At 41.0% G+C, this 12,256-nt stretch carries 9 protein-coding genes; 6 read left to right on the top strand and 3 right to left on the bottom strand.

Annotation, left to right across the window (positions count from 1 at the left end; genetic code table 11):
* Positions 1-211: 211 nt before the first annotated feature.
* Both hpsE and AC4II3_RS16125 read right to left on the bottom strand, forming a co-directional pair.
* Positions 212-1,174 (bottom strand): hormogonium polysaccharide biosynthesis glycosyltransferase HpsE, encoded by a 963-nt coding sequence (hpsE, locus tag AC4II3_RS16130; protein WP_488010592.1) that lies wholly within the window; start codon positions 1,172-1,174, stop codon positions 212-214.
* Positions 1,175-1,440: 266 nt separating this feature from the next.
* Positions 1,441-2,871, bottom strand: coding sequence for a sugar transferase (locus tag AC4II3_RS16125; RefSeq protein ID WP_488010594.1), 1,431 nt, complete (start codon positions 2,869-2,871; stop codon positions 1,441-1,443).
* Between the two features lie 981 nt (positions 2,872-3,852).
* Between AC4II3_RS16125 and gmd the strand changes: the two genes are divergently transcribed.
* The 3 genes from gmd (at position 3,853) to AC4II3_RS16110 (ending at position 8,740) form a co-directional block, all read left to right on the top strand.
* Positions 3,853-4,932: a GDP-mannose 4,6-dehydratase gene (gene gmd / locus AC4II3_RS16120; protein WP_488014993.1), complete on the top strand. Its 1,080-nt coding sequence runs from the start codon at positions 3,853-3,855 to the stop codon at positions 4,930-4,932.
* A 177-nt stretch (positions 4,933-5,109) separates the two neighbouring features.
* Positions 5,110-6,054 carry a GDP-L-fucose synthase family protein gene (locus AC4II3_RS16115; RefSeq protein WP_488014991.1) on the top strand — a complete coding sequence of 315 codons (945 nt, stop codon included), beginning with the start codon at positions 5,110-5,112 and terminating at the stop codon, positions 6,052-6,054.
* 484 nt (positions 6,055-6,538) lie between these two features.
* The gene (locus AC4II3_RS16110; RefSeq protein ID WP_488014989.1) at positions 6,539-8,740 is read left to right on the top strand and encodes a GumC family protein; all 2,202 of its coding nucleotides are present in this window, start codon (positions 6,539-6,541) and stop codon (positions 8,738-8,740) included.
* Positions 8,741-8,777: 37 nt separating this feature from the next.
* On the opposite strand, the gene AC4II3_RS16105 is transcribed toward AC4II3_RS16110, so the two are convergent.
* The gene (locus AC4II3_RS16105; protein ID WP_488014995.1) at positions 8,778-9,416 is read right to left on the bottom strand and encodes a DUF1361 domain-containing protein; all 639 of its coding nucleotides are present in this window, start codon (positions 9,414-9,416) and stop codon (positions 8,778-8,780) included.
* A 314-nt stretch (positions 9,417-9,730) separates the two neighbouring features.
* Here AC4II3_RS16105 and AC4II3_RS16100 point away from each other — a divergent pair, with 314 nt between their 5' ends.
* The 3 genes from AC4II3_RS16100 to AC4II3_RS16090 all read left to right on the top strand — a co-directional run bounded on the left by AC4II3_RS16100 (position 9,731) and on the right by AC4II3_RS16090 (position 12,169).
* A complete protein-coding gene (locus AC4II3_RS16100) occupies positions 9,731-10,522 on the top strand; it encodes an SAM hydrolase/SAM-dependent halogenase family protein (RefSeq protein ID WP_488014987.1) in 792 nt (263 codons plus the stop codon).
* 36 nt (positions 10,523-10,558) lie between these two features.
* On the top strand, positions 10,559-11,218 hold the full coding sequence (locus tag AC4II3_RS16095) for a DUF2301 domain-containing membrane protein (RefSeq protein WP_488014985.1): 660 nt from the start codon (positions 10,559-10,561) through the stop codon (positions 11,216-11,218).
* Positions 11,219-11,611: 393 nt separating this feature from the next.
* Complete coding sequence (locus AC4II3_RS16090) at positions 11,612-12,169, top strand: ElyC/SanA/YdcF family protein (RefSeq protein WP_488014983.1); 558 nt, start codon at positions 11,612-11,614, stop codon at positions 12,167-12,169.
* Positions 12,170-12,256 lie beyond the last annotated feature (87 nt).

Genomic DNA, 12,256 nt, shown 5'->3' with positions numbered 1-12,256 from the left:
GCTCAAGCGCGGAAGCTGAGGCCTTTCGGCCACGCTTTGCGTTCGCGTAGCGTCGGCTTTGCCGAAACGCTTCCGGAGCGTAGCGTGGCCTACGGCCAATCGCATTTTTAAGTGTTGCCTATTTCCGTTATAATATCACAATTTATGGTAAATTTATGACCAATTTATGACTTCCCTCTCCCAGTTTATTACCCCTGTTAAACCTTTTAAACTAGTTATCATACTCAGCAAAATACCCATGTTTACGGAGGTAAAAAGGACTCCATAGACTACTCATAAACAACTCCATTTGGCAAGCGGCAATTAAATCAGACTTGATAGAGCTACCATGCTTGAGCCAGTGAAAGGTAATTTTGCGCAAATCGTTGGTCATGTAAGCCAGAGTTGCCAACGGTCTTAGCCAAGGTTTTACACTCAACATCCGGGTCACATGACGACTTAAACCAATCCCACGGAAAAATGGAATTAAATACTCACGTTTCAGACGCCAGCTAGGGATTTTGTGCTCAATTTCCATAGCTGGATTGTACCAGATTTCCCAGCCCTTAGCTTGGATACGAGACAGCATCTCTAAATCTTCCCCAGTTAACATACTGCTCTTAGTTCGCCCAGTCAAAATAGGCCGAGAGGGCATACTCTCTAACCAAGCTTGTTTTCGCACAACCAACCCAGCTGAAGGTGGTAGTAATTTTTTGTGAGGTTCATAAAGTAATGGCTCACAACCACGTTCAGTGATTGCTAAAAAGGGCGCAAGTTTATCAAAATTTGCTGGAGGAGTGACTTCAAAAACACCATGGATTTGACTACCATAAGCACCAGAAGTAGGGTGAGATTTGCCAAAGGTGTAAGCAGCAGCTATCCAAGACATTGATGGAATCGTGTCATCGTCTAGGAAACCCACTAGTTCACCTCTAGCTTCCTGAATGGCACGGCATCTGGCATAAGCTGCCCCTTGTTTCGGTTCAAAACAATACCTCAAGGGATATTGCGTTGGCCAATTGGCTTGATAAGCCTCAACAAGCTTAGCAGTGCCGTCAGTGCTGTTGTTGTCAATAACAATAACTTCCCAGTTCAGTTGGTCTTGCTGGCAACAGTCTCGCAGTCGATCTAAGACTTCTGGTAGACGCTTCTGACCGTTGTATGTTGGGATGGCAACAGTTAGCTCAATAACCATAGTTTTTTTATACCAGTGTAGAAAAATACCCCTAACTAATTATTGTGAATAATCCCAAAAATTGAGGAACATTATCTCTCTCTTAGGATAGAAATTGTTATTGGTTTAGGAAATTTACCTGATACTTTAGGTGCGACCCGTGGCGAATTGAATTTTTAATGGGTCAAGCACACCTCAAGCCGTAAGCTTAAGCCCTATGCGCGCCCATACTACCCTTTCTTCACTCGTGACTTCTGGATAAAATTGCTGATCTCGAACTGATGTTACTAGTAAGCGCCTTTTTTTTGGAAAAGCACTATGGCAGTTTTTACTAAAATATTCAAATCTAGCCACAGTGACCAATTTTCCATGTACAAAGTATCTAGACGTACCACTTCTTCAAAAGACGTAATATCGGAACGACCGGACACTTGCCAAAGTCCGGTTATTCCTGGTAAAACTGCATGACGTATAAAGTGGTGTTCAGAGAATTTATTGACATCTCTGATTGGCAAGGGTCTAGGACCAACTAAACTCATTTCTCCACAAATAACGTTAAGTAATTGGGGAATTTCATCTAGGCTATAACGGCGGATAAATTTTCCTACTTTAGTAATCCGTGGATCATCTTTTATCTTAAATAGAACACCATCTTTCATTTCATTACGAGCTTCTAGCTCTTTGAGACGTTGGTCAGCATCCACAAACATACTGCGAAATTTCCAAGTCTTAAATCGTTTATTATGTAAACCAACTCTTTCCTGTTTGTAAAATATCGGTCCTGGGGAATCAAGCTTGATTAACATAGAAATAGTGACAAACAGTGGCAAAAGCACAATTATTCCTAAGACAGAAAGCACAAAATCAAAACATCTTTTTGTCCAAAAGTCAATACCAGTAATTAGAGGGGGAGAAAACCCTAGGGTAGGCACACCACCTATACTAGACATCTCCAAGTTTTGGTAAATAGGTCCTAATTCTGTACACAAAATTCGCAAGGTGATACCTGCATTTCTGAGACTCCAGTAAAAGAACATATAATCTTGTACCTTGTTCCAAGAGCAAACAAAGACTTCGGCTACGTCTAAAGCACGAATTTCTTTAATAAAATCTGATATGTTCGATTTATCTAATAAATTAATATCGAAAAATTGAATAATACCATAACAATCTTCGTTTTCCAGTATTTGAATTGCTTTTTGTTGTTGTTCTGGTGAACAGATGATCAGGGTTGGATAGCGAAGTAAGCCTTTTTTGCGAAGTCGTCTCAGAAAAAAATCTATTCCTAAGCGTCCGATGCAGACAAGAGCGAGGCTTAATAGCCACAATAAACTATAAATTGGTTGAATCACAAATTGATCGGGCTGATACAGGCAAGCAATAACGAGTAGACTAATCTGGGCAACAGTGATTGTCTGGGCTAGAGCTAAGTAGTCACGGCGTTTGTTCCCAGAATTATAAAGGTCTTGTAAAGCAATCAATAAAATTTCCCAGGGTATGACTATATAAACTAGTATTGCTTGATTGACTATTCCCCAATCATTATTTATATACTTACTAAAAGTAACCGCAATTAACCATGCCATCAATAGCATGAATACATCAGTGAAAACTAATGTAACGATGCGAAGCCATACCGCATAGGTATTGCGACGAAGTTTTGCAAAAATAGGATCACGTATATCAAATCTATAGGTTTCAGTTAAGGGTAGTCCCATCCTAGACAACTCCATTGATTAATATCCGATGAAAACCAAATTATTAGAACTAATACTCAATGGTATTTCAGGCTAAATAATTGGATAGGATACTTATCAAGCAATGCAAGTTTTTATAATAATAAAAACCAATAATGTTTTAATTTTTTTAAAAAAATAAAACCCTACTATTTTTTTAAAAAATTATTATAAATTTATATAATGATTTAATCTGCAATTAATTTAATTGTATTCAGAGGATTTTGGTTATAAAAATAGTTACTATAAAGCGAGCACAAAAAAATTAACGACCATCAGCTTATTTATACATAAAAATTATCCCATAACAGGATGATTTTGAAAAACGGGTATACTTCCTATATAAATATAATGCCGTACACTTAATTTTGTTTGATGCTTGACTAAACCAGTGTTTCCAAAGTCGCCCTCATCCTAAAGCATGGGGCTAGACCACCTAATTAACCTGCCCATACTCATAAAAATTGAGAACTTATCACCTGCGTAATTATGATAATTTTGTAAAGTTTTTAACGTTCACTACACCCTTTGAGGTGGTATGCTTATTCCCGATATATAGGCAATAATACTGCCTTAGTGGCGACGCATTTATTAAACTAGTATGCTCCATATTATGGAAAGATATTTCCATAAAAAAACTATTAAAAAAAAATAAAAAACATCCTGATCGTTTAAACTCAAAAAAACTAATAGCATTTTTTTACCCCAAAAATTAATTTACGTCAACACTATTTTAGTATTTAAATAATTCTATTAATCTAGAAGTTTAAACTTTCTGTGGAGAATATGTGAAATTTTTCCTGAGAGTTTATTTACGGTAAATTCACTACAGCCACAAATAAATTTTTGAGTTAACCTGGTGATGATTAACTCCCATGCAAACTGGGAAGTTTGCATGGGAGATTTTCTCGGGAAGCAATATCTACCAAAATTGCCCACATTACGTTACAGGAAAAGTAAAAAATGACGGAACCAAAGAGAGCGCTAATCACTGGAATTACAGGTCAAGACGGTTCCTACTTGAGTGAGTTGTTGCTAGAAAAGGGCTATGAGGTTCACGGTATTATCCGAAGGACCTCCACCTTCAACACAGATCGCATTGACCATATCTATGTAGACCCCCACAATGAAAACGCACGGTTCTTCTTACACTACGGTGATTTGACTGATGGTGTGACCCTACGCCGGATCTTAGAGGCGGTTAAGCCATCGGAAATTTATAACTTAGGGGCTCAATCCCATGTTCGGGTCAGTTTTGACTCCCCAGAATATACCGTTGACTCGGTGGGAATGGGTACTCTCCGACTTTTGGAGGCGATTCGGGACTATCGTCAGCGCACCGGTATCGACGTGCGTTTCTATCAAGCTGGTTCTTCTGAGATGTTTGGCAAAGTACAGGAGATACCCCAAATGGAAACTACTCCATTTTATCCACGCTCTCCCTATGCTTGTGCTAAGGTGTATGCTCACTGGCAAACTATAAACTATCGTGAATCCTATGGTATGTTTGCCTGCAACGGTATACTATTTAACCACGAATCACCCCGTCGAGGGGAAACCTTTGTAACCCGCAAGATTACCCGAGCAATTGCCCGAATTGTCGGAGGTCAGCAGAAAAAACTCTACCTGGGTAATCTTGATTCTAAGCGAGACTGGGGTTACGCGAAGGACTATGTCAAGGCCATGTGGCTGATGCTCCAGCAAGACAAACCAGATGATTATGTGGTAGCGACTGGTGAAACCCACTCAGTTAAGGAATTTTTAGAGATTGCCTTCAAATATGTCAATCTCGATTGGAATAATTATGTGGAGTTTGACGAGCGTTATTTGCGTCCTGCCGAAGTAGATATACTAATTGGTGACCCCACCAAGGCAAACAAGACACTAGGTTGGGAGCCATCTGTAACCTTTGAGCAGTTGGTAGGTTTAATGGTAGAAGCGGATTTACAAGCCTTGGGTCTGTCGCTCCCTAATGGCAAAAGTACTCAACCGTTGAATGATCAAGCCTATATCCGTCAAGGTGTAGCTACGATGGTTGACTAATCCGTTAGTCTATGACTGACTGTGAAGGTAGCATCAGTAGTGCAAGCCAATACATCAGCAACCACAAATCCGGATCGATAGGATTTGTGTTGAATAATGACTCAGTATATTCCTGCTTGCATTGCGATGCACCAGACGGTGATAGTTCTCCAAAAGCTAGGCAAGGATGACAAATAAATGGAAAGTTTAGATCTTAGTAATAAGAGGATTCTAGTTACTGGTGGAGCTGGATTTCTAGGACGTCAGGTAGTGGATCAGTTGTGTACAGCTGGAGCGGATGCACAGAAAATTAGTATTCCGCGATCGCGTGATTATGACCTCCGTTCTTTAGAGAACTGTCAAAGAGCTGTGGATCAGCAGGATATCATCATTCATCTTGCTGCTCACGTTGGTGGCATTGGTCTTAATCGAGAAAAGCCAGCTGAGCTATTCTATGACAATTTAATGATGGGTACTCAGCTAATTCATGCCGCCTATGAAGCTGGTGTGGAAAAATTTGTCTGTGTTGGTACCATCTGTGCCTATCCCAAATTCACACCAGTACCCTTCAAAGAAGATAACCTCTGGGATGGTTATCCCGAAGAAACCAATGCCCCTTATGGGGTTGCTAAGAAAGCTCTTTTAGTCCAGCTACAAGCCTATCGGCAACAGTACGGATTCAATGGCATCTACCTGTTACCGGTGAACTTGTATGGTCCGGAAGATAATTTCGACCCCAGCAGTTCCCACGTAATCCCTGCCCTAATCCGTAAAGTCTATGAAGCGCAGCAAAAAGGAGAAATGACATTGCTTGCGTGGGGTGATGGCAGTCCTACCCGTGAGTTTCTCTACTCAACCGATGCAGCACGGGGTATTGTGATGGCTACCACGGATTACAATCAGCCAGAGCCAGTTAATTTGGGTACAGCCTATGAAATCTCAATTCGCGATTTAGTTGAGTTGATTTGCGAATTGATGGAATTTAAGGGAGAAATTGTCTGGGAAACTGATAAACCCAATGGTCAGCCTCGCCGTTGTCTGGATATTGAACGAGCCAAGGAGAAGTTTAACTTCACTGCTGAGATAGAGTTTAAGCAGGGGTTGAAGAATACTATCGACTGGTATCGACAACACGCTAGCTAAATCTACCCAAACCCTTTGTAGGTTGGGGCGAAGTATTTGTACCTGGATATGTAGCTTAAAGAGTAGCTCTAAGAATGCCAGTTTGTATACAAATGCTTCGCCCTCGAAGGGAAAAGCAGATAAACTTTAGTACAAGAGTAATCAAAAGACGATTTATATCATGTCTGGAAGCATTAATAGTGTAATATTTGGTAATTAGTAATGGGTAACTGGGAATTGTGATGACTACCAAACTATTCCCCATTACCATAAAAATTTATAAAATTAACACTAAAACCAAATATACATGATAGTTATTTTTTTTATTCTTGTTAACAACTCTAACTTAATCAACTGTAATCAACTAACATCATAATTTATATTAATTTAGATAGCATCTAACTATAGATAGATTTATAAAAAAAAACCTAGCTTCTGACGGTGAAAAAAGGGTGAGTAATCTACTATTTTTTTTCAGTGAGTATTAAATTTTTCCTGAGGAATTATGGAAGCTATAGATTATTCAGAAGAAATAGATTTTCATAAATACTGGCTAGTTTTTAAACGGCGTTTTTTGCCAGCAAGCCTAGCATTTGGTGGTGTTTTCGGTCTGGCCGCATGGTATGTTTTCTCTCAAAAAACGGTTTATTTAGCAGCAGCTCAACTGTTGTTAAAGACAGATAATTCTTCTTCTCTGACCGGGGTTGATAATCCAACTGGCACGATTGATAATGTTGCTCGCCAGAGCGACCCCTTATCTACGGAAGTAGAAATTATTCTTTCCAGACCAATTATAGAAAAAACAATCATAGCTCTCAACCTCAGGGATAAAAACGGTGAATTTCTCTCTCCTGATTTCATTTTAAAAGAACTGAGTGTCAAACCAATTCCGGGGACAGATATCCTAACCATTTCCTATGAATCCTATGATCCTACTTGGGCAGAAAGGATCGTTAACACACTGATTAAGGTTTACATAGAGAATGATATCCAAACTAACCGAGCGGAAGCTGTCGCCGCTCGTGACTTTATTGAGAAACAACTTCCAAAAGTTGAAGCTACTGTCAGCCAAGCAGAAGCGGATTTGCGTAGATTCAAAGAAGCTAATAAAATACTAGACCTGCAACAAGAAGCTAGCATTGCAGTTGGGTCGATTGCCAAATTAGACGACGAAATTTCTCAACTTCAGGCTCAGTTAGCACAGATAAATGCTGAGTCTGAGGGCTTGCGCAATAAGATCGGTCTGGATGCACAACAAGCTGTGGCAGCTACGTCTTTAAGGCAGTCTACTGGGGTGCAGGAGGCACTGACACAACTCCAAGGGGTACAAGCTCAGTTAGCAGTGGAGCGCACCCGCTTCAACGATGAATACCCGACAGTAGCTCAGTTGGCTCTTCAGGAAGCTGCACTATTAAAATTACTAAAAGAGCGAATAGCCCAGGTCATTGGTAGCCAACAATCAGCGCCACCGGTTAAGAGTTTGTTAGAGTTTGGACCAATCCAGCAACAACTGACGGCAGAACTGGTTCAGTCCGAGGTACAGCGTTTAGGGCTGACTAGCCAACTAGCTGTTCTGAGGAATACTCAGTCGTCTTACAAACAGCGGTCTAGAGTCCTACCGAAATTAGAGCAGAATCAGCGGGAACTGGAGCGACGGGTAGCTGCTGCACAGGCAACTTACCAAATTTTGTTAAGCAAGCTACAAGAAACTAGAGTTGCGGAAAATCAAAATGTCGGTAATGCCCGTGTTATTTCAGAGGCGATCGTTCCTGAAAAGCCGATTCCAATCCCAATCAACCTGATCCTGGCAGGGGGAGCTTTTGCTGGTATCTTAGTTGCGATCGCTACGGCTTTCTTGATCGACCTCTTAGACAGATCGGTTCATACTCTCAAAGAGTTAAAAGAGTTGTTTAGATATACCTTGTTAGGGGTTATTCCAGATTACGGCAAGCTGGTCAGTACCAGCTATTTTGCGGGATCGTCTCAAGATAATGTTTTCCCCATTTTTCCGAGAGATTTGCCCCGCTCTGTCATCGGTGAAGCCTATCAAATTCTGCAAGCGAATCTGAAATTTATCAGTTCTGATCGACCACTGCAATCGATTGTAGTAACCAGTTCTGTTCCTAAGGAAGGCAAGTCCCATGTCTGTGCTAATTTAGCTGCAGCTATGGCTCAAGTAGGACGCCGGGTGTTACTAATCGATGCTGATCTGCGTTATCCATCTCAACATCATCTTTGGGAACTAACTAACTCCTTGGGTTTAAGTAATATTCTGGTGGGTGAGGCTCAATTTCATCAGGCTAAACGGGAAGTAATGACTGGTCTTGATGTTCTGATGGCTGGGGTAATTCCTCCAAATCCTGTGGCTCTTCTGGACTCTCAGAAGATGGCTTTACTGATGCAGAAGTTTTCACGAGAGTATGACTGCGTTATCATAGATACTCCAGCATTAGCTGGTATGGCTGATGCGCCAATTTTGGGCAAAATGGCTGATGGCATTTTACTGGTAGCCCGACCTGAAAAAATAGATTCTGCAAGCGCTAATGCGGCTATGGAAATTCTCAACAGTTCAGGTCAAAATGTTCTGGGGTTAGTTACCAATGGTGTAATCTTCAAAAACGAACCTGACGGCTATATCTACCGCAACAGGGAAAACTATACTACGCCAGATTTCAGTCAAGAAAAGGCTGAATGTAATCAGCCATAAAACTTTGGAAGCTGTGAATCTGTTATCCAGGAATCTGTTATCTAGAAGCTGCGCTGCCAGAAGGTTGGTGGCGCATTCTCATCATAATTCCTAAGGTTATTTGCTTCATGATCCAGTAAAATACTGTTAGCACCACGAAGGTTACTGCCATCACTAGTAGTGGACCTTTCGAGGTTAAATCATCAATCATGCCCTTGACTAAGCTATTGGGTTGAGCAACCAAGTCCCAGCTGTTGAAGCGTTGGAATCGTCCTAGATAAATACCAAAGGCGCACAGAGCATGAGTAATTAACTCAGCTGAGACGATCAACTTTCCTAACCTTTGCCGCTGCAAATACTCACCTAGGTTAATCACAGATAGAACGTAAGCTTCAAAACCGGTTAGGATAACTAGCAGATGTTGGGGAATAACAACTAGAGTAATTGTCCATACTGAGTAATTGGTGCGAATGGCTTCAATTAGATGAATTACATCGGTGAGCAGATAGGGCGCATTGGGCAAAAATAGGATAAAAACTCCTAAACCTATCCACCATAATCCGGAGTGTAAGCCATATTTACTGCGGAATAGCCAAAAACTTAGAGCTAATGGTATTGATGCTAGAAACAAATTCCAAGCCATCCAGCCATTGTGGCTATTCCAAGCTTTCCATACCTCAGTCAGTAATGTGTCCATAGACATGATTAGTGAACCTTTGCTCTACGGTAGATTAGCCTTATTAAGTGGTATTCAATTTAATCCTTATCCTAACTCATCCGTTCAGTCTTGACCTTTCAGCTTGAGATAGCTTTCAGCTTTAGCTTTCATATCTTCATACTTCAGCCTTAATCAGCGGTTGACGGTTGACGCTTGAAAGTTGAAAGTTGAAAGTTGAAAGTTTAAGGTTTAAAGTTGGAAGCCTTTGAAGCTCATAACAATTCTGGCTCATGAGCGATTACCGATTACCCGAGAAGGGATATGATCATCAGTCAACTGGATTTGAGATAACAATGCCTGACAATCGGATTATTACTCTCCTGAGTGATTTTGGCTTACAAGATGTTTATGTGGGTGTGATGAAGGGTGTCATTGCCCAAGTTAACCCAACTTTGACTATAGTAGACCTGACTCACCAAATCCCCCCTCAAAACCTAGCTGCTGCTCGGTTTAATTTGATCAATGCCTATCCCTACTTTCCCGCTGGGACAGTTCATGTGGCGGTGGTTGATCCAGGAGTCGGCAGTCACCGAAGAGCGATCGCTATCCAACTTTCACAGGGTTTCTTGGTCGGTCCAGATAATGGGCTATTCAGTGGAGTTTTGGAGAAATACCCAGTCATGGCAGCAGTTGAGCTAAGCAACTCAGCCTACTGGCGCACTAGAAATCCTAGCACTACGTTTCATGGTCGAGATATCTTTGCTAGTGTTGGAGCTCACTTGGCTAGTGGCTTACCAATCGATAGCTTGGGAGAGGTAATTGACCCAAACACTTTGGTAACGCTAGATATGCCAATAAAAAGACTAACCGATGATGGGATTATTGGTTCTATCCAATATGTTGACCATTTTGGCAATTTAATCACCAATATCCCAGGAGCTGAGGTTGATGGCAAAACTTGGTCGGTTAAAATAAGCGATCGCATGATCCCCCATACTCAAACCTACAGCAATTGCTCACTTGGAGAGTACGTTGCCCTCATTGGTAGTCATGGTTGGGTGGAAATTGCTGTTAACGGTGGCAGTGCTAAGTCTCAATTAGAGCTGGATTGGGGAGATACCGTTGAATTAAGCATTAAAAATTAGAATGTTCATTAGTACAGAGTTCCTTTCCAGGATATTATGACCACATCACTACAACCGTCTGAACCGGTAGTTTACCAAGGTCAGTTTGGCGAATTTACCATTACCGAGAGCGATCGCATTGGCGTAGTTATCTACCGCGCTGGCTTAGTGGTAGCAGCCTTGAGCTTTGCGATCGCGAGTAATTTAATTCTATTGCAGGGAGCTAGCCCAAGTATTTTAAATGTCCTGACTCCTCTTTATGGCTTATTCTGCCTTGCCCTAGGGGTTAGCTTAGTCACCATTCATATTTATCTAGCCCCCCTGCACCGCCTACTACAAATCTTTTGGGGCATTGGTTGCATTTCCGCCATTGTACTGGCATTTTCCAGCAATGAGCCCCTTGCTCTCTACATTTATAACCATCCTATTTCTCTATTCGGAATTGGTTTTACCTTTGCAGCGTTAACCGGAATTTATTTCAAGGAAGCATTTTGCTTTAATCGCTTGGAAACTAAATTCCTAACTCCCCTAGTCCCGATGCTGTTACTAGGACATATCGTGGGATTTTGGTCTACAGATTGGGAGATGATTCTGTTAGGATTCTGGGCAGTTTTGTTTATGGTGTTTGCCCTGCGTAAAGTATTGCAACCGATTCCACCTGATATTGGTGATAAGTCGGTTTTTGAATATCTCAAAAAGAAGCCTGTAGAGAATTAATCTGCTACTACTCATTAGTCAATTCCCAAAAAACAATACTATAAACGAAGGAAGCAAGGGGACTGACGATCATCCTTTTTCAAAAAATCCGGACAGATGGGACTTTGATTGGTAAGTACTAGAAACAGTGAGATGCTCTAGACCTTATTAGTCATCAGTAATTCTTAGTCATCAGTGATTAGGTAACCACGGTTTTCTATACCGTGGACTATACCGTACATTAGTGACCACAAGAGACTTTATTTGTGGTCACTAATGACTAGTGACTATTGACGAGATAATTTTTCATAAAAAGTCCCAATCATGCGTTTAGTATGTAGACAAAAACAGTGGGGTTTAACGGTTAAAGGATGGTTTTTGAATATTTTTTTGATTATTACGTGTAGTCTCTTTATGTTAACCCATATCCACCCATTTTTATCGATTAATTCTCCGATTAAGGCTGATGCCTTAGTAGTAGAAGGATGGCTACCGGACTATGCCTTAAAAGGTGCCATGGAAGAATTTAATCGGGGTAATTATCAAAAATTAATCACCACTGGCCTTCCTCTGCGTAAAGGATATTATCTGTCAGAGTATAAAACCTATGCTGAACTGACTGCGGCAACGTTTATGGCACTGGGTTTTGAGCCAGATAAATTAGTTGCTGTTCCAGCACCAGATGTTACTGTCAATCGTACCTTAGCATCGGTTCAGGCGTTACGGGAGTGGCTATTAACGTCTGATGAATCAATAAAATCGATTAATCTTTATTCGTTTGATGTTCATACTCGCAGAAGTTGGCTGCTATTTAAGCAAATTCTTGCTCCTGAGATTAAAGTTGGAGCAATAGCTGCTAATTCCCTTGACTATGAACCAAAACAGTGGTGGCTTTCTAGTCAAGGAGTGCGTTCAATCATGTCTGAAACAATTGCTTATATCTATTCCCAATGTATAAGTTGGAAAGTGTGAAAATTGGAAAAAATTATATATTTGAATTGGGTGAGGGAGTAGGGAGTAGGGAGTAGGGAGTAGGGAGTAGGGAGTAGGGAGTAGGGA

It is taken from the genome of Moorena sp., assembly GCF_982860115.1.
This window is presented reverse-complemented; position numbering and strand designations above follow the sequence as displayed.